At 73.3% G+C, this 23,858-nt stretch carries 15 protein-coding genes; 3 read left to right on the forward strand and 12 right to left on the reverse strand.

The annotated features are described in order from the left end of the window. The first annotated feature begins 91 nt into the window (after nucleotides 1-91). A complete protein-coding gene (locus PV343_RS10475; protein WP_319146563.1) occupies nucleotides 92-2,926 on the forward strand; it encodes a lectin in 2,835 nt (944 codons plus the stop codon). 130 nt (nucleotides 2,927-3,056) lie between these two features. Here PV343_RS10475 and PV343_RS10480 read toward each other — a convergent pair whose 3' ends face one another. The 5 genes from PV343_RS10480 to PV343_RS10500 all read right to left on the reverse strand — a co-directional run bounded on the left by PV343_RS10480 (nucleotide 3,057) and on the right by PV343_RS10500 (nucleotide 9,405). Next, nucleotides 3,057-3,716 carry a DUF5825 family protein gene (locus PV343_RS10480; protein WP_319146564.1) on the reverse strand — a complete coding sequence of 220 codons (660 nt, stop codon included), beginning with the start codon at nucleotides 3,714-3,716 and terminating at the stop codon, nucleotides 3,057-3,059. 63 nt (nucleotides 3,717-3,779) lie between these two features. Beyond that, a complete protein-coding gene (locus tag PV343_RS10485) occupies nucleotides 3,780-5,738 on the reverse strand; it encodes a RiPP maturation radical SAM C-methyltransferase (RefSeq protein WP_319146565.1) in 1,959 nt (652 codons plus the stop codon). A gap of 101 nt (nucleotides 5,739-5,839) precedes the next feature. After that, nucleotides 5,840-5,965, reverse strand: a complete 126-nt coding sequence (locus PV343_RS10490) for a hypothetical protein (RefSeq protein WP_257785090.1) — start codon at nucleotides 5,963-5,965, stop codon at nucleotides 5,840-5,842. A gap of 57 nt (nucleotides 5,966-6,022) precedes the next feature. Further along, nucleotides 6,023-7,819, reverse strand: a complete 1,797-nt coding sequence (locus tag PV343_RS10495; RefSeq protein WP_319146566.1) for a prolyl oligopeptidase family serine peptidase — start codon at nucleotides 7,817-7,819, stop codon at nucleotides 6,023-6,025. After that, a complete protein-coding gene (locus PV343_RS10500) occupies nucleotides 7,816-9,405 on the reverse strand; it encodes an MFS transporter (RefSeq protein WP_319146567.1) in 1,590 nt (529 codons plus the stop codon). The genes PV343_RS10495 and PV343_RS10500 overlap by 4 nt, the downstream gene beginning before the upstream one ends. Before the next feature lie 946 nt (nucleotides 9,406-10,351). Here PV343_RS10500 and PV343_RS10505 point away from each other — a divergent pair. After that, nucleotides 10,352-11,044, forward strand: coding sequence for a lamin tail domain-containing protein (locus PV343_RS10505; protein ID WP_319146568.1), 693 nt, complete (start codon nucleotides 10,352-10,354; stop codon nucleotides 11,042-11,044). Between the two features lie 92 nt (nucleotides 11,045-11,136). Here PV343_RS10505 and PV343_RS10510 read toward each other — a convergent pair whose 3' ends face one another. Further along, entirely contained in the window at nucleotides 11,137-12,462 is a 1,326-nt protein-coding gene (locus PV343_RS10510; RefSeq protein WP_415923480.1) for a M1 family metallopeptidase, read from the reverse strand. Nucleotides 12,463-12,575: 113 nt separating this feature from the next. Next, nucleotides 12,576-16,442, reverse strand: coding sequence for a Pls/PosA family non-ribosomal peptide synthetase (locus PV343_RS10515; protein WP_319146569.1), 3,867 nt, complete (start codon nucleotides 16,440-16,442; stop codon nucleotides 12,576-12,578). Nucleotides 16,443-16,948: 506 nt separating this feature from the next. Between PV343_RS10515 and PV343_RS10520 the strand changes: the two genes are divergently transcribed. Continuing rightward, the gene (locus tag PV343_RS10520) at nucleotides 16,949-17,458 is read left to right on the forward strand and encodes a GNAT family N-acetyltransferase (protein WP_319146570.1); all 510 of its coding nucleotides are present in this window, start codon (nucleotides 16,949-16,951) and stop codon (nucleotides 17,456-17,458) included. A gap of 366 nt (nucleotides 17,459-17,824) precedes the next feature. On the opposite strand, the gene PV343_RS10525 is transcribed toward PV343_RS10520, so the two are convergent. From PV343_RS10525 to PV343_RS10545, 5 genes are all read right to left on the reverse strand, one after another. Next, a complete protein-coding gene (locus PV343_RS10525; protein ID WP_319146686.1) occupies nucleotides 17,825-18,850 on the reverse strand; it encodes an ABC transporter permease in 1,026 nt (341 codons plus the stop codon). A gap of 23 nt (nucleotides 18,851-18,873) precedes the next feature. Beyond that, a complete protein-coding gene (locus PV343_RS10530; protein WP_319146571.1) occupies nucleotides 18,874-19,836 on the reverse strand; it encodes an ABC transporter permease in 963 nt (320 codons plus the stop codon). Next, entirely contained in the window at nucleotides 19,829-21,418 is a 1,590-nt protein-coding gene (locus PV343_RS10535; RefSeq protein ID WP_319146572.1) for a sugar ABC transporter ATP-binding protein, read from the reverse strand. Before PV343_RS10535 ends, PV343_RS10530 begins: the two co-directional genes overlap by 8 nt. Nucleotide 21,419: 1 nt before the next feature. Continuing rightward, entirely contained in the window at nucleotides 21,420-22,517 is a 1,098-nt protein-coding gene (locus tag PV343_RS10540) for an ABC transporter substrate-binding protein (protein WP_319146573.1), read from the reverse strand. Between the two features lie 169 nt (nucleotides 22,518-22,686). Continuing rightward, nucleotides 22,687-23,700: a LacI family DNA-binding transcriptional regulator gene (locus tag PV343_RS10545; RefSeq protein ID WP_133923420.1), complete on the reverse strand. Its 1,014-nt coding sequence runs from the start codon at nucleotides 23,698-23,700 to the stop codon at nucleotides 22,687-22,689. Between the last annotated feature and the right edge of the window lie 158 nt (nucleotides 23,701-23,858).

Consider the following 23,858-nt stretch of genomic DNA (forward strand, 5'->3'; position numbering starts at 1 on the left):
GGCGCGGCTCCCAACGCCCTCATGGAGAACGTAAATCCTGAGACAACGTTGTCAACCCCCCCGTGACCGAACCTCAGGAGGCCAGACCGCCATGTTCCCGATCTCAGCCGGCGAGCACCCGCCCGGTGCGCGCAGACGTTCGTCCCGCACCCATTACGTCCGGATGGCCCTGGGAAGCGCCGCCGGCGCCCTCCTGCTGGGCGCCTACGCCCTGCCCGCGCCCGCCGCCTGGGCGGCGGCACCCACGAGGGCGCCCCAACTCGTCTCCTCACCGGCCGACTTGGTCAACCCTTTCATCGGCACCTCCAACGACGCGAACGACTTCCCCGGCGCCGACGTGCCCTTCGGCATGGTGCAGTGGAGCCCCGACACCTCGTCCCGGCCGCCCGGCGGCGGCTACGAGTACAAGGACTCCTCGATCACGGGTTTCAGTCTCACCCACCTCGCGGGACCCGGCTGCGGCGCGGCCGGTGACATACCTGTGCTGCCCACGGTGGGCGCCGTCGACAACGCGGCCACGGCAACCTTCTCGCACGCCGGTGAGTCCGCGACGGCCGGGTCCTACAAGGTCGCCCTCGACAACAAGGTGACCACCGAGCTCACCGCGACCACCCGCAGCGGCATGGCACGCTTCACGTTCCCGTCGACGTCCCAGGCCAACCTGCTGCTCAAACTGTCGCGCAGCCAGAACGGCGCCTCCTCCACGCAGTTCGACGTCGTCTCCGACACCGAGGTCCGCGGCCAGGTGACCAGCGGTCGGTTCTGCGGGGCCGGGAACACCTACACGGTCTACTTCGACATGGTCTTCGACCGGCCCTTCGCCTCCAGCGGGAGCACGCTCGCGGGCGCGACACCCCTGCGCCCGCCGACGACCGACCGGGCCGGCAGGCACGACGCCGACAAGCCGAACAAGCCCCGGCTGCACGGCGTGATGCCCGAGCGCGCCTCCCATGCGGCGGCGCGCGGGTCGGCCGCCCCGCAGGCCGCCGCGCCGAACGCGCACGTCACCTTCGACACCCGCAGCAACCCCGTCGTGCAGGCCAAGGTCGGCATCTCCTACGTCTCCGCGGCCAACGCGGCGGCCAACCGCACCGCCGAGAACCCCGGATGGAACTTCGCCGACGTGCGCGCCGCGGCCCACACGGCCTGGGACACCACACTCGGCAAGGTGCGGATCGCCGGTGGCACGGGGGACCAGCAGACCATCTTCTACACGGCGCTCTACCACTCGCTGCTGCACCCGAACGTCATCAGCGACACCAACGGCCAGTACTACGGCTTCGACGGGAAGACGCACACGGTCGCCGCCGGGCACAGCGCCGCCTACGCGAACTACTCCGGGTGGGACATCTACCGCTCCCAGGCCCAGCTCGAGGCGCTGGTCAGTCCCCAAGTCGCCTCCGACACCGCCCAGTCGATGACCGACGACTACGTCCAGACCGGCATCTTCCCCAAGTGGTCCGAGTACAACGGCGAGTCCTACGTCATGGTCGGCGACCCGGCGGCGGTGATCCTCGCCGACTACCACGCCTTCGGCGCACGGAACTTCGACACCTCCACGGCACTCGCCGGCCTGCTGAAACAGGCGAGCACCGCCAACAACGACCGGCCGGGGCTCAACTACCTGGACAGCCCGGGCTACGAGCCGCACGACGGCAGCTACGGCTGCTGCAACTTCTACGGCCCCGTCGCCACGACACTGGAGTACGACACCGCGGACTTCGCGCTCTCCGCCTTCGCCGGCGCCCTCGGCGACACCCGCAGCCGGCAGACGTACGCCCACCGCGCGCAGGACTGGCGCAACGTGCTCAACCCGGCCTCCGGCTTCGTCCAGCCGCGCAACGCCGACGGCTCCTGGACCGGCGGATTCGACCCCGCCTCGGGCACGGACATGGTGGAGGCGGACTCCTGGATCTACTCGGGCATGGTGCCGTTCAACGTGGCAGGACTCGCCACCGCAAAGGGCGGGAACCAGGCGATGAACGACTACCTCGACACCGTGCTGCGCAGCTACACCGGAGCCAACGGCTACGCCTGGGTCGGCAACGAGCCGAGCGTCGAACTGCCCTGGGAGTACGACTACATCGGCAAGCCCTACAAGACCCAGGCGGCCGTGCGCTCGGTCCAGGACCAGATCTGGTCGAACACCCCGGCAGGACTCGCCGACGGCAACGACGACCTGGGCGAGATGAGCGCCTGGTACGTGTGGTCGGCCCTCGGCATGTACCCCATGACGCCCGGCACCTCGGACCTCGCCCTCGGCTCACCGCTGTTCTCCCAGGCCGTGATCACCTTGCCGTCGGGCAAGACGCTGACGATCAACGGCGACGGAGCCGCGGACAACGCGCCCTACGTCCAGTCCGCGACCTTCGACGGGTCCGCGTGGAACAACGCCTACGCGCCCACGACCGCTATCACCTCCGGCGGGACGCTGAACTTCACGCTCGGCACGAGCGCGAACACCGGCTGGGCCTCTGCCGCCTCCGCCGCCCCGCCCTCCTACCCCGGTGACACGTCCGCCCCGGCGAAGCCCCGGGTGGGTCCCGTCACGGCGGGCGTGAGCTCCGCCCTGTGCGTCGACGACGCCGGCTCCGGCACCGCCGACCACACCGCGATCAGGCTGTGGAGCTGCAACGGCACCTACGCCCAGGACTGGACGATCGCCGCCGACGGCACGCTGCGCACCCTCGGCAAGTGCCTCGACGTGTCGAACAGCGGCACGACCGACGGCACCCTCGTCCAGCTCTACGCCTGCAACGGCACCGGCGCCCAGAAGTGGACGGCGGGTTCCGACGGCTCCCTGAAGAACCCCAACTCCGGCAAATGCCTGGACGATCCGAACTCGTCCACGACGCAGGGCACCCAGCTGCAGATCTACACCTGCAACGGGACGGCCGCGCAGAGGTGGACGCTGCCGCCCGCCTGACGTTCCCCCCAGACACCCCTGACGCTGAGTGTTCGTGGCCCCGCCCGCCGGCGGGGCCACGAACACGTGGGGCGCCTGCCGAGGCGCCGGTGACTCGCCGGCCGGCATCCGCCCGGCTCGCCACCGCCGCCTACACGGCCATGGCTTCCTGCAGCCAGCGGGTGACGCGGTACGGCAGCCACCACGTCAAGTCGTCCGCGCGCAGTACGAGGTGCTCGGAGGCGAGTTCCTCCAGGATGTCGGCGGGGACGTCCGCCCTGTGGGCGCCGCGGTCGAGCCGGGCGATGGCGGCCGGGTAGCGGGGGTCGTCGGCGGTGAACCGGCGCAGGTCACCCCAGCGGCGGTCGCGGATCTGCAGGAAGCCCGGGCCCCGGCGCCAGATGAGTTTGCAGAGGTAGTGGCGGGTCCGCCAGGCGTGCAGGGCGGTGTCGGCGTCGGCGGGCCCGGTCAGGGTGCGGGGCGGCTGCAGATGGGACAGCACCTTCCACAGCTGGTCTGCCCGGTCCGCGGGCAGGTCGAGGTCCCAGTCGACCAGGACGGCCTGGGCCGTGAGGTCGCGGACCAGGCTGAGCCGTTCGATCGCCGCGCGGGCGGCGGCCGGCCCCGGCGTGGCGAGGTCGACGGCGGCGTCGAGCTCGGCGCGCCGGGCGCCCATGGCCCAGAGTCGATCGGCGTCGCCGGGGTCCGCGCCGAGCGGGACCCGGCCCAGGGACATGCCCGGCAGCTCCCGGGCCGTCGTGTCGTGGTCGCGCCAGGCCTGGACGGCCGGGCTCGGTGTGGTCGCTGGCATGGTCGGTCCTTGTCGGTGGCCGGAGTCGGGCGGAGGGGCGGGCGGACCCGGGGCGGCGCGGGCTCAGGAGAGCGCGGGCGCCGGGGTGGCGGGGACCGCGGCGACCGGTTCCGCGGCCGGTTCGGCCGCGGGGCGGGCGTGCACGTGGCGCATGTAGTCCAGTCGCAGGAAGTCCTGGTTGACCGAGGCCGGGGCGATGTGGACGTACTGGCCCGCGTCGGTGAAGGTGACGCCCAGCGCCGTCCACTCGTCCAGCAGGGCCCGCACGTCCTCGGCGGTGCGGTCGGCGAACGCGGGCGCGGAGGTCGCCTTGCGGTGCAGGGCCGCGGGGGCGTGCGGCTGGTCCAGCAGCCGGAACACCGCGACGGCGAACGGGTCGGTCAGCCGCAGCGTCTCCCAGTCGAACGCACGCCTGCGGCTGACCAGGACGATCTCGTCGCCCAGGTCGGTGTGGGTGAGGCGGGCGTCGGTGTGGTGCTTCTTCCACGCGGCGATGCCGTCGTTGAGCCGGGTCACCGTGTCCGCGCCGATGCCGCGCTCGGGTGCCTGGAACACGTAGGCCAGGTCGTGCAGTTCTTCCTCGGGCAGGTCGTAGGTGAACAGGTAGTGCTCCTCGGGGCGCAGCCCGGTGAAGCCCAGTTCCGGCCGGTTGAAGTAGGGGCTGAAGCGCTCGATGGCGATCCGGGCGGACAGGTCGACCGGCGGGTTCAGGTGCTCGAGGGCGGGCAGCTGGCCGATCACCGGGTCGTAGTCCTCGGCGGTCTCGCCGGGGAAACCGTGCAGGTAGTTCCAGGACACGGACAGTCCCGTCTCGGCCGCGTCGCGCAGCATGCGCACGTTCTGGCAGCCGGCGACGCCCTTGTCCATGAGGTCCAGGACCCGGCTGTTGAGGCTCTCGATGCCCGGCTGGACGTAGATGAGCCCTGCGTCGGCGAGGACCTGCAACTGCGGGCGGCGCATGTTCGCCTTGATCTCGATGTGCATGCGCAGGTCGTAGCCGCTGTCGATGATCCGGGGCAGCACGGTCGACAGGTAGCGCATGTCGAGGATGTTGTCGACGACGTACATGTCGAGGACCCGGTGCCGCTCCGCCAGGTCCATGATCTCCTGGTAGAAGGTGTCCGGGCTCTTGCTGCGGAACTGCATGAACGAGCCGTTCAGGCCGCAGAACGTGCAGTGGTGCTTCTCGCCCCACCAGCAGCCGCGGGCCCCCTCCACCACCAGCTTCGGCTCCACCCAGTTGCGGGCCACCGAGCCGGCGAGCCGCTCGAAGTAGCCGCTGTAGTCCGGGGGCAGGATGGCCGCCGGGGGGATCGGCCCGGTGGGCATCGGGTTGGCGGTCGAGGCGTCCTCGCCGGCGCGGTGGCACAGCCCGGGTATGCCGGCGAACACCGAGGCGTCCGCGCCGTCCCGCACGGCTTCCAGCAGTCGGGGGAAGGCCTCCTCGCCCTCACCGCGCACCACGTAGTCGACGAAGGGGAAGTTGCGGTGGACGGCCGCGCCCTGCTCGGCGTCGCAGTTGGCGCCGCCCATGACCGTCACGGTCTGCGGGGCCAGCCGCTTGATGTGCCGGGCCGCGGCCAGCGCGGCGGTGTTCTGCTGGAAGGTCGACGTCAGACCCACCACGTCGGGCGCCAGTTCGGCCACCCGTTGTGCGATCTGCTCCACGAACTCCGGTACCACCGCGTGCAGTTCATGGGTCATCCGCATTCGCTTGGCGCGCAGCCTGCCGGTCATCGCCTCGGTGAACTCGGCTTCCTTCCACGCCGGGTCGTCGTACAGGGCGCTGGAGAACACCCAGTCGCCGCAGCCCAGGAAGTAGGACGACAGTGCGTAGTACTCGTAGTCCTCCGCCGAGAACTCGGTGCGCCCGGTGATCCAGTCGGTGAACTCCAGGTTGGCGTGCAGCACTTCGCACGTCGCGCCTTCAACGCGCTCGTCGACACTGCGTTTGAGGATGCCGAGGGCCAGCGAGGGCAGGTCGATGGGCGACCAGGGCATGTTGAGCAGGAGAACGCGCACGGTCGGCTCCTTGGAGGACGGCGTGGAGAAAGGGTGTGGCGGGAGGCGCAAGGAGGGTGCCCGGCCGGCCCGCCCGCTGGGCGGGCCGGCCGGGCCGGTGGTCACTCCTCGTCGTCGCCGCCCTCGTCGGCGTTGCGGAACGGGATGGTGATGGTGATGCCGATGCCCGGCTTGCGGTTCTCCTCGTCGCCCGCGAGCGGGTCGTTGTGGATGATGTCCTTCTGCACGGTGTTCCTCCTTCGGTGAGTGGGGTGCTGCTGTGCACACCCGGTCCCGCTGTTGCCTCAGCGGGACCGGGGTCCTCCCGCGGGAGCGGGTGGACGTCCTGGGGCGCCTTGCGCCGGTGCGGGCATCCGGTCGCGCAGGAAGCGCAGGGACCGGCGCAGGACGGCGACATGGGTCGCGCCGTCGTAGCCGTCGTGCCCGGTGTCCAGCCACATGGCCTCGTGCGGTACGTCCGCGGCGGCCAGTGCGGCGAGATAGGTGCGGATCTGCCCGGGCGGGCACTTGCTGTCGTGGGCCGCGCCGACCACCAGCAGGGGGGCCGTGACGGCGGCCGCGCAACTGAGGGGCGAGCTTCTGGCGTAACGTTCCGGCACCTCGTCCGGGGTGCCGCCGAACAGCCGGACGTCCAGGGCCCGCAGCGCCGGTGTCGTGCTCCGGTGCGCGGCGACCCAGTCGGCCACCGGCTTGACGGCGACGCCCGCCCGCCACAGCCCGGGGCGGGTACCGAGTGCGAGCAGCACCAGGTAGGCGCCCCAGGACACTCCCCACAGGGCACTCGCGTCCCCGGCGACCAGCCCACGGGAGACGAGGTCGGCGCGGACCGCGGCCAGGTCCGCCACCTGGGTGTGGCCGACCCCGGCGGGGAAGGCGCGCCGCCAGAGCGGCCCGTACCCGGTGGAGCCGCGGTAGTTGACCCGGACGACTGCGTAACCGGAGGCCACCAGCGAGTGCACCGTGGCGTCGTAGGCGTCGCGGTCGTGGTCGGCCGGGCCGCCGTGGACCAGGAAGACGGCCGGCGGCGGCGTGGTCCTCCCGGCCGGCTCCGGCAGGCTCAGCAGGGTGTGCACCCGGCCCCCGCGGGTGGGCGTCCACAGGTCGGTGTGCCGGCCGGGCACCACGACCGAGGGGCCGGGCGGCGGCAGGGCGATGCCGTCCGTGGCGTGCGGGACGGGCGGATGTGCGGTGTCGGTCCACAAATAGTCCACCGCCCCGTCGTCGCGGGGCGCCGCGTCCAGCACGCTGCCGGGAGGCGTCGGCACCACCGTGTGCCGCCCGCCGTCGAGGTCCACACGGTGCAGCAGGGAGCGGCCGTGACGGTCCTGACGCACCAGCACCTCGCGGCTGTCCGGGTACCAGCGCGCGCTGATCTCCGTGTCGCAGGTGAACCACCGGTGGGTGCGCAGCCCCCCGGCCGGGGTCCAGGTGGCCAGGGCGTAGCGGTCCCCGAGGTCCCGCACCAGCAGCAGTTCGCGGTGCCCGGTCCGGGGCGAGAAGCCCTGGCACCACAGCCGTGTGCCGGGCCGGCCGGGTCCGGGCAGGGTGGCGACGACCCGCCCGCCGGGCTCGACCACCATGACGGCCGCCGCGTCCTCCGCCGACGAGGCGAGGGCGATCAGCGTGCCGTCAGGGGTGACGCCGCCGAGCCGGCAGGGCCCGGTGGTGCTCAGCACCTCGCGCGGGACGCGGCCGCGCCGGCCCCTCAGCACGACGGTGCGCCGTCCGGTGGTGACGGCCGCGGCGACCGTCCCGCCCGCGGTCACCGCCAGCCCGCTCGGCCGTCCGGCCGGGGCACCGGGCAGTCCGGGCAGGCGCGGGCCGCCGTCGAAGTGCCGGAACCACCAGCGGCCGCGTCCGGTGGCGTCCTCCTCGAACCACCACACATGGCCGTCGGCGTCGATCGCCCGGTGGGCCGTGCCCGCGGGGCTGTCGGTGACCTGACGGGCCCGGCGGGCCCGCGCGTCCCAGGTGAACACCTCGCAGCGGCCCCCGGCGTCCGCGGTGAACACCATGCGGTGCGGGTCCGCCGGGCACACGTCGGGGAGGGCGGCGACGAACACCTGATAGGGACTGGTCATGGCCGGCTCCCGGGGTGCGGACCGGCCGGGCGGGTCCCCTCGGTGACCGTCTCCTCGGCCGCGGTCGCCTCCGCTGCCACCCGTTCGGCCGCGGTCCCGTCGGCAGCGGGTTCCTTGGGCGCGATCTCCTCGGCCCCGGCCTCGGCCCCGGCCCCGGCCTCGGCCCCGGCCCCGGCCTCGGCCCCGGCCCCGGCCCCGGCCCCGGCCTCGGCCCCGGCGTCGGCCGCCGGTGCGGCCGGGCGCAACGCGGTGGGCGCGGTGCGCTGGGTGTGCAGCGCGAGCACGAACAACGCGACGGTGCAGAGCAGCGCCGGGACCCTGGGGCCGCCCCACGTCACGAGGGCGGCCGCGGCGGCCGGCGCCACGGCGGCCGTCACCGCGGTGGCGGACCCGAGGACGGCCCCGGTCCTGGACTGCAGGTCCTCGGGCACTGCGAGGACGGCCGCACCGCCCAGGACGACGGTGACCACCGGCAGCACCAGGCACAGCGCGGAGAAGCACAGACCCCACAGCCAGGGGCCGCCGGCCCACGACAGCGCGACGCCCGGCGGCAGGAGCAGCCAGGTGGCCGCCGTCAGCGACCGGCGTGCGCCGAGCCGTCGTACCACCGGGGCGGCCACCAGTGAACCGGCGAGCCCCGCCGCGCCGGAGACCGCGAGCACCCCACCGGTCGCGGCGCCGCCGGCATCGGGACCCAGCACGAACACCGCGGTGTAGAACAGCAGCGTCAGCACCCCGCTCGCCACCGACGACCACAGCAGCACCAGGCGCAGCACGGGGGAGTGGACCACCGCGGCGAACCCCGCCCCCAGGCTGCCGTTCGAACTCCGCCGTCCGGTACGTGAGCCGGCCTCGGGGGCGTCCGCCGTACCGCCGGGCGAGGCCGGCGGGATGTCCCGAAGCGCGACGGGAGCGGCGGGAACGGCGGGAGTGTCCAGCGGGGCGCGGATGGCCCGTACACCCAGAGCCGCCGCGGCATAGGACACCGCGTCGACCGCGAACGGCAGCACACGGCTCAGGCCGAACAGGAGGCCGCCCAGGGCTGGTCCCACCACCAGCACCGCTTGGTCCCCCGCCTGGACGCCGGCCACGGCACGCGGCAGGTCCTCCGGTGCCGCGACCCGGTACAGGGCCCCGCGCGCCGCCGCCTCGTAGGCGGTGGCGCACAGGCGCTCGGTGAAGGCCAGGCCCAGCAGGACCCACAGCGGCGGGTGCCGCAGACAGGCGACGGCCAGACCCGCCATCGCCATGGCCGCCAGCGTCGCCGTCCCGGTCATGAGGCGCCGCCGGTGCCCCAGGTCGGCGGGGACGGCGACGACCGGACCGAGGAGCACCCCGGTCAGCGCGGCGGCGCTGGCGAACACGCCGGCCGTGCCGGGGCCGTGGCCCAGGTCCAGGAGCAGCAGCGGGAAGACCAGCCCGGAGGCCTGACTGCCCAGCCCGTCCACGGCGTTGACGCACCACAGGATGGCGAGGTCCCGGCGGCTGTCCGCGCGTGGTCCGGCGGGCGCCGCGGCAGGGGCGGCGGGCGTGGCCGACTCGCCGTCGGCACGCCGCGGCGACCGAGCTGCGTCGATGGCCCCCACCCCCCTGTAGGTGCTGACGGTCCTCGCGGAGGCACCGGAAGTACGCATGCGTGAGCGACCGCCGGACCGAGCATTCCGGCCGTCATGTGTGGAAAATGTGTACGACGTGCGAAAGCGAGCCGGAGCCTAATCACCGCGAAGCGGCGGGAACAAGGGCCCTGAAGGCGCCGTACGCCCGTCCGCCGCGCCGGATATGGCCGACAGTCGACTGGCCCGGGGTGGTAGCCGCGATCTGCGCACCGCGCCCCAACCGGCGTGCCGACGAGGCACGGAGTGCCCCGGGTGGTGGTTCGCGATCGTGTACCGGACAGGTGACCGTGGCCTGCGCCGTGCCGTCCGCCGAGGGGTGCTCCGGGCCAGGGTGCGCCCCCGTCACCGGCCCGGACGTACGGCCGCCCGGCCCCGTCGTCCCGTCGTGTGCGGGGGCGTTGCGCCGCCAAAGGGGGGCGTTCCCTGCCGGTGGCACGTGCCCCCGCCCGCCCCGCGCGTCGCGGCACCGGCCGGCGGGCCGCCCTCGCCCCGTGGAGGTCGCACGGGGGCGCGTCACATTGGCTGACAACGTCCCCCATCGGAACACAAACAGCAATCAAGCATTCCGCCACCGGGCCGCAGGTGGCACCCCGGGACGGGCGCGAAGCCGGCGGACCCGGTGGCCCAAGGAGAGGCCGCCGCTGTTGCTCACTTTCGGGTGGCGGACCGGTCGGGGCGACGCGCCGAACGGCTTGACGAGGCGTCAAGTGAACGTTTCCGCGGATGGATGGAGCGTGCAGGCTAGTGTCACCGAAATATGCGCAACGTGTAACACGCGACGTGTATGCCCTGTTTACACGCATTCCGGATGGAAGGTGTGCGTGTGCGGCCGCCGGGCCGCTCACCACCACCGCACCCCGGTCCACGGCCCGTCGCCGTGGCCCCCGGAGGTGCCCGCACCCGCAAGGGGGACCTCGTGTCCGCTTCCGTTCGTGTGACCCCGCTCCGCCTGTCCGCGGCGGCCGCCGTGGCCGTCGTCGCCGTGGGCGCGGTCGCGCTGCCCGCCGCCGCGGCGGACCGTCCCGGCCCGCACTGGGACCGCGCCCAGGTGGTCATCGGCGACGTGCAGTACGGCCCGAGCCGCTTCGAGCGGTCCAACCACTCCCTGAACCGGGAATGGGTGGAGATCACCAACAACGGCCGTCGCGACGTGAACCTGCGGGGCTGGACCCTGTCCGACCGGGACGGCAACACCTACACCTTCCGCACCTACCGGCTGGAAGGCCGGTCGAGCGTCCGCGTCCACACGGGCTTCGGCCGGGACGGCGGAGCCGACGTCTACCAGGACCGCCGGCGCTCTGTGTGGGACCGCGCCGCCGACACCGCCAGCCTGCGCGACGACCGCGGCCGCCTCGTCGACGCCACCTCCTGGGGCGGCGACCGGCGCGACCACCGCCACTTCGGCGACGACGACCGCGAGTTCCGCGGCGACGCCCGCGGCGACCAGGACGAGCGCCACTTCCGCGGCCAGGACCACGACGGCCGGGGCCGGCAGCACGACGGCCGGGACCAGGACCACGACGGCCGGGGCCGGCAGCACGACGGCCGGGACCAGGACCACGACCGCCGCGGCCAGGACCACGACCGCCGCGGTGACCACCGCCACTGACCGGACAGGGGTGCCGTCGGCCCGGCCACGGCACCCCGCCGCGTACGACCGCGGCGCGCCGCTTCCGGGGGTGCGGCGCGCCGCACCAGGCCCTAGACGGCCGGTCCCGAGCCGGCCGTCGGCAGCGGTGGCAGGCGTGTCTCGTGCAGCCAGGCCGTGAACAGGCCGTCCAGCGGTTCCTGCGCGTACCGCGCCACGTGCGACGTGAACGACGCCGTCGTCACGGCCGCCCCCCGGTGCTGCTCGGCCCAGCCGCGCAGCATGCGGAAGAACGCCGGGTCACCCAGGGCGACCCGCACCGCGTGCACCGCGAGCCCGCCCCGCTGGTAGAGCCGGTCGTCGAACATCAGCTTGCGGCCCGGGTCGGACAGCCGCAGGTCCTGCGGCAGCGCCGACAGCGACCGGTGCGCGGAGGCGGCCAGTTGCCCGGCGTCGCGGCCCCCCGAACGCTCCGACCACAGCCACTCCGCGTACTTGGCGAGGCCCTCGTTGAGCCAGATGTGCCGCCAGTCGGCCAGGGACACGCTGTTGCCGAACCACTGGTGCGCCAGCTCGTGCGCCACCAGCCGCTCCGAACCCCGCACGCCGTCCACGTGGTTGGCGCCGAACAACGACAAACCCTGCGCCTCCACCGGGACGTCGAGCTCGTCCTCCGTCACCACCACGGCGTACTCGTCGAACGGGTATGGCCCGAACAGCTCCTGGAACAGCTCCATCATCGCGGGCTGCCGGGCGAAGTCCCGCGAGAACCGCGGCAGCAGGTGCGCCGGGATGTGACCGTGCTGCGGCACACCGCCCGGCCCCGGGTCCCCCAGCAGCACGGTCTGGTACTTGCCGACCGCGAGACCGACCAGATAGCTGGAGGTGGGCGCCGCCTGCTCGTAGACCCAGGTGGTCGTCGAGGCCTTCGTCGTACGGGTCAGCAGCCGTCCGCCCGCTACCACCGCGTACGCCGACGGCGTGGTGACCGACAGCAGGTACGACGCCTTGTCGGCCGGCCGGTCGTTGCACGGGTACCAGGACGGCGCCCCGACCGGCTGGCTGGCCACCAGCGCCCCGTCCTCCGTCTCCTCCCAGCCGAGCCCGCCCCACGGACTGGCCACCGGGCGGGGGTTGCCCGACCAGTGCACCTCGATCGTGAAGGCGGCCCCGGGGCGCGGCGGCTTCGCCGGGCGGATCCGCAGCCGGCCGCCCCGGTGCGTGTACTGCGGCTGCTTGCCGTCCACCCGGACCCGGCCGATCCTGAAGTCGGCCAGGTTGAGCTGGAACTCGGTCAACTGCGCCAGGCCCGCGATGGCGTTGATCCGGGCCGTGCCGGACAGCCGGTTCGGGCCCGGCCGGTAGTCCAGCGTGAGCTCGTAGCGGTGCACCCGGTACCGGGGATCGCCGTTGGCCGGGAAGTACGGGTCCGGCCCCATGGACCTGGTGGACTGCATGGACTGATCGACTGCCACTGCCGCGTCTGCTCCCTGCCCTGTGCCGGTCCTCCGTGCCACCGGTGCGCCGCCCCTCGGTGCCGGACGGCCCGCGCTCAGGGACACCATGCCTCGATCGGGTTGCCGAGCCAGCGGGTGTCGTCCGGGACGGACTCCGCGGCCATGACGAGCGACGCGGGACCCAGCGTCGTACGGGCCCCGATCGTGCTGCCGGGCAGCACGATCCCGCCAGGGCCCAGGGTGGCGCCCTCACGGAGGACCACAGTATCCGTCCGCAAGATCCGGTCGTGGAAGAGGTGTGTCTGGAGCACGCAGCCCCGGTTCACGGTCGACGCGTCCGCCAGGGTCACCAGATCCGCCTCCGGCAGCCAGTAGCTCTCCACCCACACGCCCCGGCCGACCCGCGCGCCCAAGCCCCGCAGCCACGCCGTCAGCACCGGCGTGCCCGGCACGGCACCGGCCAGCCACGGCACCGCCAGCACCTCGACGAAGGTGTCGGCCAGCTCGTTGCGCCACACGAAGGAACTCCACAGCGGGTGCTCGCCCGCGCGGTGCCGCCCCACCAGCAGCCACTTGGCGGCGACCGACACCACCGCCGCCAGCGCACCCGCCGCGAGCAGCACAGCGCCCGACAGCAGCGGCGCCCACACCCCCAGCGCGCACAGCGCGGCCACCGTCAGGCCGGCCAGCGCCGCCGAGCACAGCACCGGCACGATCCGGCACGCCTCCACCAGTCCGCGCGCCCATTGCAGCCGGGCGGGCGGGGCGTAGGTACGGCTGTGGTCCCTGTCGCTCGCACTGCGCGGCAGCTTCACCGGCGGCAGACCGAGGTACGAGGTGCCCTTCTTCGCCTTCTTCGGCGTCGCGGACAGCACCCCGACCAGACCGCCGTCCGGCACGCTGCGGCCCGGCCCGGTCATGCCGGAGTTGCCGAGGAAGGCCCGCCGCCCGATCTCCGCGCGCCCGATCCGCATCCAGCCACCACCGAGTTCGTACGGCGCGGTCAGCGTGTCGTCCGCCAGGAACGCGCCGTCCCCGACCGTGGTCAGGCTGGGCAGGGCGAGGACGGTGGACACCTCGGCGCCCCGCCCCACACGCATGCCCAGCAGCCGCAGCCACACCGGTGTCACCAGACCGGCGTACAGCGGGAACAGCGTCTCCCGGGAACGGTCCATCAGCTGAGTGACGGTCCACGCCTGCCAGCCGGTCCGGCCGTGCGTCGGATGGGTGCCAGCGCGCAGGCCCACGGAGAGCAGCCGTACGGCGACGAGGATCAGCAGCGCGTACGCCGACCCGAAGGCGAGCGTGGCCGGCACCAGCGCGAGCGCCGCGTGGCCCAGCGCCTCGGCGAGCCCGTCGCCGGGCGCCACGAACAGCCCCGCGACCAGCAGCGCGGGCACGCCCGCGAGCAGCGGCAGGGCACTGAGCGCGAGACCGCTCGCGCCGTACATGACCCGCCAGCGCCCGGCCCGCGGCGGACGCTCCTTGGGCCAGTTGCGCTTGGCCTTGCCCAGCTTGGCCGCGGGCGCCCCGGCCCAGCGCTGACCGGTCGGGACCCGGCCGGTGACCGCCGACCCCGGCGCCACCTCGGCCCGCTTGCCCACCCGGGCGCCCGGGAAGAGCATGCTGCGCGTCCCCACCACCGCGTGTGCGCCCACCCTGACCGGCCCGATCTCCAGCCGGTCGCCGTCCAGCCAGTGGCCCGACAGGTCGACCTCCGACTCCACGGCGGCCCCGCGCCCCAGCTTCAGCATGCCGGTCACCGGCGGCAGCGAGTGCAGGTCCACGTCGGCGGCCACCCTGGCGCCCAGCGCCCGTGCGTACCGCTCCAGCCACGCCCCGGTCAGCGAGGTCGCGCCACTGAACTCGGCGAGCCGCTCCGCGGTCCACAGCCGCAGGTGGACGCTCCCGCCACGCGGGTACCGTCCGGGCGCGACGCCCCGCAGCAGCAGCCGCGCACCGCCCGCCGCCACCGCGATCCGTCCGGGCGGGCTGAACAGCGCCGCCGCGCCCGCGGCGACCAGCCACCAGGGCGCGGTCGGCAGCACGGTGTACCCCGGCAGCAGGTCGCCCAGCGCGGTCAGGACGACGGTCCAGCGCAGGCCGAGCAGGGTGAACAGCGGTACCAGGAGCAGGGTCTGGAGGACCCGGGCGCGCGCCGGGACCGGCACGACCGTCCTGGCTCCGCCGTCGTCCTGCGCCGCCGCCTCCAGATGCCGGGCCAGCTTGCGCAGCACCGGCCGCTGGTAGACGTCGAGGACGGCCGCACTCGGGTAGCGGGTGCGCAGCCGGGTGGTCAGCCGGGCGGCGGCCAGGCTGCTGCCGCCGATCGCGAAGAAGTCGTCACCGGCGCCCCGCACCGGGATGCCGAGGACCTCCGTCCACTGTTCGGCGAGCCACGCCTCGGTGCCGTAGAGCCATTCGCCCTGCCCGTCGTCCGCAAGGCCCTCGAGCGGCCAGGGCAGCGCGGCCCGGTCGACCTTTCCCGAGGTGCGGGTGGGCAGTTCGCCGACGGGGGCGAGCAACGGCACGAGAGCGGCGGGCAGTTCGGCGCGCAGCTTCGCCACAGCCGCCGTCCGGTCCCAGCCGTCCTGGGTGACGACGTAGCCGACGAGGAGCTGGTTGCCACCACGGGCGGTGCGCACCGCGGCGGCCGCGCCCGCGACCCCGGGCAGCGCGCACAACGCGGCGTCCACCTCGCCCAGTTCGATCCGCCGCCCGCCGAGCTTGATCTGCTCGTCGGCCCGTCCCAGGAAGACCAGGCCCTCCGGCTCGGCCCGGACCAGGTCGCCGCTGCGGTAGGCGCGCGGCCAGCCGAGGGAGTCGAGGGGCGCGTACTTCTCCGCGTCCTTGCCGGCGTCGAGGTAGCGGGCGAGCCCGACCCCGCCGATCACGAGCTGCCCGCTGCCGCCCATGGCCACCGGCTCGCCGGCCTCGTCCACGACGGCGAGCTCCCAGCCGTCGAGCGGAAGCCCGATGCGCACGGGTCCGTCGCCGGTCATCAGCGCGGCACAGGCCACGACGGTCGTCTCGGTGGGCCCGTAGGTGTTCCACACCTCGCGCCCCTCCGTCACCAGCCGCTGGGCCAGTTCGGGCGGGCATGCCTCGCCGCCGAAGATCAGCAGGCGTACGTCGTCCAGGGTCTCCGGCTCCCACAGCGCGGCCAGCGTCGGCACCGTCGACACCACCGTGATCTCCTGCTCGACCAGCCAGGGACCGAGGTCGGCGCCGCTCCTGACCTGCGACCGGGGCACGGGCACCAGGCACGCGCCGTACCGCCAGGCCAGCCACATCTCCTCGCAGGAGGCGTCGAAGGCGACGGAGAGCCCGGCCATCACCCGGTCCCCGGGCCCGATCGGCTCGTCGGTGAGGAACAGGGCCGCCTCGGCGTCGACGAAGGCGGCGGCGCTGCGGTGGGTGACCGCGACGCCCTTGGGTCTTCCGGTGGAACCGGAGGTGAAGATGATCCAGGCGTCGTCCCCGGCACCCGGCCGCCCCGCCGGCCCACCGGGCGAGCCGGTCACGTCGATCCGGTGACCGGCTCCGACGACCGCCCGCACCCCGGCTTCGCCGAACACCAGTTCGGCCCGCTCGTCCGGGTCCTCGGCGTCGACGGGGACGTAGGCGGCACCGGTCGCGAGCACGGCCAGCACGGCGACGTACAGGTCGTTGGTCCCCGACGGGACCCGCACGCCGACCCGGTCGCCGAGTCCGACCCCGGCCGCGGCGAGCCGCCGACGCAGCCCTTCGACCTCGGCCGCGAGCTCCCGGTAGGTGAGGCGCGTGCCGCCGTCGTCCAGGGCCGGCTCGTCCGGGTGGGAGCGCACGGAGGCGTCGAGGACGTCGATCAGCGTGCGCGGCGGGGCGGCGGCCCCCGCGGTGAAACGTGCCGTGTCGCCGAACCGCTCGCGGAACTCCTCGTCGAGCAGGCCGAGAGCGCTGCCCTCGTGTATGGCTGCCATCCGGTCCTCGCGTCTCGTTCCCGGAAGACTCCGGGGCGCCGGCGGGCCCGCAGGTCTGCCTGGGGTTGTCCGGCTCCGGCTTCGTGACAAGCCGGGAATATTAGTACGACGCTAGCCGCGGCCCCCGGCCCGGACCACTCGGTACGGCCGTTCGGGGCCCGCCGGGCCACCGCCCGGACCGCGCCGACCTGCCGGAACGCGCAGGGCGAGACATACCCCAGACATGCGGCCAAGCAAGGGCGTTTCGCGGCCAGTTCGGGTGTGCGGGGCCGCGGGGACCTGTAGCCTGGGCGCGGTTCGTGTCAGAACGTCGGAGCAGAGAACAGGAACGAGGGGAGGTGAGGTTGATGACCGCGCGCGAGGCCACCATCCGTGCTGCCCGGGTCTCCCTCACGTCCCGGACCGTGGCCTGACCCGTTCTCCGCCCACTTCCCGCCTTCGCCGAGAGCGTGAGCTCGCGGGGCTCTCCCACACGAACACCGATCCGAAACGGACCCGCATCCGCGATGAACACCACCTGGATCACCCGCGCCGAGACCGGCGCCGACCGTCACGCCGTCCACGACCTCGTGCGCGCCGCCTTCGGCCGCCCGGCGGAGGCCGACCTCGTCGACGCCCTGCGCGACGACCCGGCCTGGCTCGACGGCCTGTCCCTCCTCGCCACCGACGCGCAGGGCACCCCGGTCGGACACGCCCTGCTGACCCGGGCCCACATCGACGACGTCCCGGCACTGTGCCTGGGCCCCGTCGCCGTACTGCCCGGGCACCAGCGCACCGGCGCCGGCTCCGCCGCCGTCCGGGCCGCGCTCCGGGCGGCCGGGGCGCGGCGCGAGCACCATGTCGTGGTGCTCGGACACCCCGAGTACTACCCGCGCTTCGGCTTCACCCGCGCCTCCGCCCACGGGATCCGGCTGACCGTCGACGTCCCCGACGAGGCCCTGATGGCCCTGGCACTCGACCGGGCTCACCCGCTGCCCGCCGGAACCGTCCGGTACGCCGCGCCGTTCGGCATCTGACCGTTCGTTCTCCGACCGTCGGGCATCCGGTCCGGCGGCACGTTGGGCCGGCGCCGGAGACCTCGGCCTCCGGCGCCGCTGGGGTCGGGTGTGCCGCTCGGACCGGTCGCGTCGACGTGTCGCCTCGCCGCCGCTCCGGTGCCTGGCTGCGCACCGACGGCTACCGCGAGGCCCTGGCCGCCGCCGGGCTGCCCTTCGACGAGGACCTCGTGGTGCCGGTCGAGACGTTCCACTGGCAGGACGGCACGCCCCACCCCCACACACACAGCCCACCCGCACCGAACGGCCGTCCCCTGGCGGCACGTCGGTGCGGGTGGTGTCCGTGCTGGGAGCGCCGAGCCGTCGCCGCTCCGGCTCCCGGTCCGCTCAGAGCACCCGCTGCCTGCGCCCCAGCCATGTCTGGGCGACGACCACGACCGCCAGGAACGCGCCACTGACCACCTGCTGGTAGGCCGAGTCCAGCGAGCCGATCTGGTTGATGACGTTCTGGATCACCTTCAGCAGCGCCACCCCGACCAGCGTTCCGCTGATGAAGCCGAAGCCGCCGGTGAGCAGGCTGCCGCCGATCACCACCGCCGAGATCGCCTCCAGCTCCATGCCGGAGCCCAGGATCGTCACGCCGGACAGCAGCCACGCCGCGTTCAGCGCTCCGGCGAGGCCCGCGCACAGCCCGGACAGGGTGTAGACGGCGATCTTGGTGCGGGCCACGGGCGCGCCCATCAGCGCCGCCGCGTCCTCGTTGCCGCCCACCGCGTACACGTACTGCCCGAAGCGGGTGCGCCGCAGCACCACCGCGCCCAGCACGAACAGCGCCAGCGTGATCCACACCGGCACGCCGACGCCGAACAGTGAGCTCTGGCCCAGCTCGGCGAAGAACGACCCCTTGTCCACGAGGTACGTCCGCGAACCCTCGTCGGTGAGCGCGAGCAGGACACCGCGCGCCCCGAGCATGGCGGCCAGCGTGACGATGAACGGGGCGAGACCCGAGCGGGCGATCAGCAGGCCGTTGACCAGACCGACCAGGCCGCACACCACGAGCGGCAGCAGCAGCGCCACGGCCGTCCCGTACTGCGACCCCCAGGCCGCGAGCACCCCGCCCAGGGCGAACAGCGAGCCGACCGAGAGGTCGATGCCGCCGGTGACGATCACGAACGTCATCCCGAGGGCGACGACGGCGAGGAACGCCGACGACAGCGCCATGTTCTCCAGATTGTCGCCGGTCAGGAAGGTGTCGAAGCTCAGCGACGCCGCGACCATGGCGATGACGAGCGTGACCAGCGCGCCGTGCTGCTGGGCGAGCGCGCTCAGCCGCTCCTGGCGGCCGGCACCCGGCGGCTCCCCGTCGGTGACGGCGGCCGACGCCCGGGCGGCGGCTGTGGACTCGGCCGGCATGACGGCCTCCCCGGTGTCCGTGGTCATCGCTTCCCCCGTTCGCGTGCCGCGTAGACGGCACCGACGATCACCACGGCCTGCGCGATCTGCGTCCACGACGGGGGCAGGTCGTGCTTGATGAGCGTGGTGGTGAGCAGTTGGATCAGTACGGCGCCCGCGACCGTCCCGCCGATCCGGACCCGTCCGCCGCTGAGCGGGGTGCCGCCGACGACCACCGCCGTGATGGCGGACAGCTCCATGAGCGTGCCCAGCGAGGTCGGGTCGCTCGCCGTCAGCCGGGCGGTCGCCAGGACGCCCGCGGTCGCGGCGAGCACGCCGGAGCAGACGTACACCACGATCAGCACCCGGCGCACCGGCAGACCCGCCAGGCGCGCCGCCGGCCGGCTGTCGCCGATGGCCAGCAGTTGCCGGCCGAACGTGGAGCGCCGTACGGCGAACGCCACCAGCAGGGCGAGCGCGACCGCGATGAGGACCAGGTACGGGACACCCAGCACGGCACCGGAGCCGAGGGCCGCCATGCCGGAGTCGTGGACGTCCTTCAACTGGGGCAGCAGCACCAGCGCGAGGCCCCGGGCGGCCACCATCAGGGCGAGCGTGGCGACGATGGGCTGCACACCGACGAACGCGATCAGCGCCCCGTTGGCGAGGCCGACCACGATCCCGCCGACGACCGCGCTCAGGACGGCGATCCAGGGGCCGTAGCCGAGATACAGGGACAGCAGGGAGGTGGACAGCGCCATCACCGAGCCGACCGACAGGTCGACGCCCTCGGTGCCGATGGCCAGGGCCATGCCGAGGGCCACGATCAGTACCGGCGCGACCTGGACGGCCTGGGTGCGGAAGTTCTCCGCGGAGGCGAAGTGCGGGGTGAAGGCGAGGTTGAACAGCAGCAGGACCACGACGCCCGCGTACACGCCGTACGCCTGCAGCAGGCGCAGCACCCGGTCGCGGTCCATCGTGCCGCGGGCCAGGGAGAGATCAGTCATCGTGCCCTCCGGGCGGTTCGTGTGCCGCCGGCACCTGGCCCCCACCGGCCGGCCGGTGCCCGTCGCCGGCCTCGGGCGGGCCGGCGGGCACGGCGGCGATCGCCCGCAGCAACTCGTCCTCGGTGACGGCGTCGCCGGTCAGCTCCCGCACCACCACGCCGTCCTTGAGGACCACCACGCGGTCGCTGCCCTCGATCAGTTCCTCGGTGTCGGAGGAGATCAGCAGGACGGCGAGCCCGCCCTCGGCCAGTTCGTCCACCAGCGCCTGCACCTCCGCCTTGGCACCCACGTCGATGCCGCGCGTCGGCTCGTCCAGCAGCAGCACCTTGGGGTGCAGGGCGAGCCACCTGGCCAGCAGCACCTTCTGCTGGTTGCCGCCGGAGAGCTCCCCGACCTTCTGGTGCGGTCCGGCGGCCTTGATCCGCAGCCGCTCGACGAAGGTGTCCACGATCCGGTCGATCTTGGCGTCGTCGACCAGACCGAAGCGGGACAGCCCGGGCAGTGCGGCGAGCGCGATGTTCTCCCGCACCGACAGACCGGGCACGATCCCCTCGGTCTTGCGGTCCTCCGGCAGCAGGCTGATGCCGGCCCGGATCGCCGCCGCCGTGGAGCCGCCGCGCACCGGCTGCCCGGCCATCACGACCCGGCCGCCGTCGAGCGGCAGCGCCCCCGCGATGGCCTTGGCGGTCTCACTGCGCCCCGAACCGAGCAGGCCCCCGAGACCGACCACCTCGCCGGGCCGCAGGGTGAGCGACACATCGTCCAGCCGGTGACGGACACTCAGGCCCTCGGCCTCCAGGACCGGTTCGGCGGCCGCGTCGTGAGAGCCGCTGAACTTCGTCAGGCCCTCCCGGCGCACCTCGCCGATCTCACGGCCGAGCATCAGCGCCACCAGCCGCAGCCGGTCGAGGCCGGCGAGTCGTCCGGTGTGCACGACACGGCCGTCGCGCAGCACCGTGACCGCGTCGCAGATCTCGTACAGCTCGTCCATGCGGTGGCTGACGTAGATCACCGCGATGCCCCGGTCGCGCAGCGTGCGGATCACCCCGAAGAGCGTCCGCACCTCACGGGGCTCCAGCGAGGAGGTGGGTTCGTCCATGACGACGACCCGGGCGTCGATCGCGACGGCTCGCGCCAGCGCCACCATCTGCTGGGCGCCCACGCCCAGTTCGCGCAGCGGGCGGCGGACGTCCACCTGGATGCCGAGGCTCCGCAGGGTCTCGCCGGCCTCCCGGTGCATCCGGCGGAAGTCTATGAGCCCGAGCCGGCCGCGTGGCTCGCGGCCGAGGAAGAGGTTGCGGGCCACGCTCATCAGCGGGACGAGGTTGACCTCCTGGTAGATGGTGGAGATGCCCGCCTGCTGGGCCTGGAGCGGGGTGGCGAAGCGGACGGGGGCGCCGCCGTGGGTCATCTCGCCCGCGTCCGGCCGGTACACACCGGTCAGCACCTTGATCAGCGTCGACTTGCCCGCGCCGTTCTCGCCCACCAAGGCGTGCACCTCCCCGGCGCGCGCGGTGAAGTCCACCTTGGACAGCGCCCGCACGCCGGGGAAGGTCTTGCACAGTCCGGTGACCGTGAGCATCTCAGAAGGCCTTGCCCAGGTCGGACTTGGCGTTGTCCTTGGTGTAGGAGCTGTCCTGGATGACGATGTCCTGCGGCACCGCCTGGCCCTGGGTGAAGGTGTCCAGGGTCTGGAAGGCCAGCGGCCCGAAGCGCGGGTTCGACTCGATGACGCCGTCGATCCAGCCGTCGACGATGCCCTGTACGGCGTTGCGGGTGCCGTCGATCGTCACGATCTTCACGTCCCCGGGCTTCTTGCCCGCGCCCTTGAGGGCGTTGACGGCGCCGAGGCCCATCTCGTCGTTCTCGGCGTAGATGCCCTTGATCCCCGGCTTGGACTGGATCAGGTTCTCGGTGACCGACTGGCCCTTCTCGCGGGCGAAGTCACCGGTCTGCCGGAAGACGATCTTCAGGTCGGGTGCCTTCTCCTTGACGCGGTCCTCGAAGCCCTTGGTGCGCTCGGTGGTGACGTTGTTGCCGGCCGCGCCGAGGAGGATGGCGATCTCGCCCTTGCCGCCGGTGGCGGCGATCATCCGGTCCGCGGCCCGCTTGCCCTGTTCGACGAAGTCGGAGCCGATGAAGCTCACGTAGTCCTTGCAGGGCGCCGCGTTGATCTTGCGGTCGACGGTGACGATGGGGATGTGCTTGGCGGCGGCGGTGCGCAGTACCGGCTCCCAGCCGTCGGAGTTCAGTGGCGCGATGACCAGCAGGTCGGCGCCCTTGGCGATGAGGTCCTGGACGTCGCTGATCTGCTTGGAGAACTGCGACTGGGCGTTGGCGGCGAGCAGTTTGACGCCCCGCTTCCGGGCCTCCGCCTTGATGGAGGCGGTCTCCGCGATCCGGAAGGGGTTGGCCTCCTTCTCGGACTGGGAGAACCCGACGGTGGCGGACTTCAGGTCCAGCTTCTTCCCACCGTAGCTGCCGATGGTGCAGGTCGGTCCGGACCCGCCGCTCGGTGAGGCGACGACCTGGCCGGAGTCCTTGCCCTGCGAGGCGGACTTGTCGTTGCCGGAGTCGTCCTCGGACTTGGTGCATCCGGTCATGAGCGCCAGGCTCGTGACGAGGCCGGTGGTGAGGAGGGTGTGCACCAGGGTGCGGCGCGGTGTGGCGACGGTCTTCATGGGAGTTCCCCAAACGGCGTGGCCCCGGGGCGATGGGAGCGCTCTCGGGGTGGGACGGCTCTTGTGGTCAACTCGGCGTGCACGTCGTTCAGGGGAGGTTTTTACATCGTTGCAAGAGTGCTGTAAACCCCTCCCGTTCGGAATCCCGGCCGGCCGGCACCCGCCACGATCAACGCCGCCCGAGGGTGCTCTCCCGCTCCACCAGCACGAATTCCGCGGTGAGTTCACGTCCGCCGGGCTCACCGCGGCCCGACAGACTGCGCAGCAGCGAGGCCACCGCCATCCGCGCGATGGCCTGCTTGTCCGGCGAGATCGTGGTCAGCGTGACGGCACCGAAGCGGCCTTCGGCGATGTCGTCGAACCCGACCACGGCGACGTCCCACGGCACCCGCAGCCCCCGCTCGTGCAGCACCCGCATCGCACCGATCGCGATCAGGTCGTTCAGCGCGAACACCGCGTCGGGCCGCACCCCCGAGTCGAGTAGCTGGGCCATCGCCCGCGCGCCGTCGTCCCGGTCCCAGCCGCCGACCGGCACCACCAGGTCGTCCGGCGCGGGGACTCCCGCGGCGGCCAACTCCGCGCGCCAGCCGACGAGTCGCAAGTGGGCGGGTTGGTTGGCGGCGTCGGTGCGGGCGCCCAGGTAGGCGATGCGGGTACGGCCGCGGCCGAGCAGATGGCGTACCGCGGCCCGCGCGGCGGCCACGTTGTCGATGGCGATGTGGTCGTGCGGCGCCTCGTACTCGCGCTCGCCGAGCAGCACCAGCGGCACGTCGTCGGACCGGCCCTGGAGGTCGGCGGCCTCCAGTTCCAGCGGGCTCAGGATGAGCCCGTCGATCACCCGGGCCCGGAACCCCTGGCTGACCAGCACCTCCTGCTCGCGCCTGCCCCGGGTGTGGTCCAGCAGCACCGTGTACTCGTGCTCCGCCGCCGCGTCGATCACCGCGCTCGCCAATTCGGCGAAGTACGGGTTTCCCAACTCGGGGACGGCCAGCGCGATGATGCCGGTCCGGCCCTTGCGCAGGTGCCGGGCCGTCAGGTTCGGCCGGTAGCCCAGCTCGTCGATGGCCGCCTGCACCCTGGCCCGCATACCCGGTGTGACGTGCGGATAGTTGTTCACGACGTTGGACACCGTCTTGATCGAGACGCCGGCCCGTTCGGCCACGTCCTTCAGGCTGACCCGCAAGGGGATCTCCTCGGCATCGATGGGAGCTCCGGGGACCGGAGCCATGTCATGACCCTGGACAGCGGCCGGGAGGCGTGCTCTCATGCCAACTGCCGTTGCTTCCAACGTTGTACAGACTGAAGCAGTGAGCCGCCACCCTTCCTCAGCCAAGGGAGATC

It is taken from the genome of Streptomyces sp. WI03-4A (genome assembly GCF_033792105.1).
GTDB lineage: Bacteria > Actinomycetota > Actinomycetes > Streptomycetales > Streptomycetaceae > Streptomyces > Streptomyces collinus_A.

Coding starts and splice junctions, on each gene's coding strand:
- PV343_RS10480 (WP_319146564.1), bottom strand. CDS start 3,716: ATGCCAGCGACCACACCGAGCCCGGCCGTCCAGGCCTGGCGCGACCAC.
- PV343_RS10510 (WP_415923480.1), bottom strand. CDS start 12,462: ATGGGGCCGGACCCGTACTTCCCGGCCAACGGCGATCCCCGGTACCGG.
- PV343_RS10495 (WP_319146566.1), bottom strand. CDS start 7,819: ATGACCAGTCCCTATCAGGTGTTCGTCGCCGCCCTCCCCGACGTGTGC.
- PV343_RS10520 (WP_319146570.1), top strand. CDS start 16,949: ATGAACACCACCTGGATCACCCGCGCCGAGACCGGCGCCGACCGTCAC.
- PV343_RS10475 (WP_319146563.1), top strand. CDS start 92: ATGTTCCCGATCTCAGCCGGCGAGCACCCGCCCGGTGCGCGCAGACGT.
- PV343_RS10515 (WP_319146569.1), bottom strand. CDS start 16,442: ATGGCAGCCATACACGAGGGCAGCGCTCTCGGCCTGCTCGACGAGGAG.
- PV343_RS10540 (WP_319146573.1), bottom strand. CDS start 22,517: ATGAAGACCGTCGCCACACCGCGCCGCACCCTGGTGCACACCCTCCTC.
- PV343_RS10535 (WP_319146572.1), bottom strand. CDS start 21,418: ATGCTCACGGTCACCGGACTGTGCAAGACCTTCCCCGGCGTGCGGGCG.
- PV343_RS10530 (WP_319146571.1), bottom strand. CDS start 19,836: ATGACTGATCTCTCCCTGGCCCGCGGCACGATGGACCGCGACCGGGTG.
- PV343_RS10525 (WP_319146686.1), bottom strand. CDS start 18,850: ATGCCGGCCGAGTCCACAGCCGCCGCCCGGGCGTCGGCCGCCGTCACC.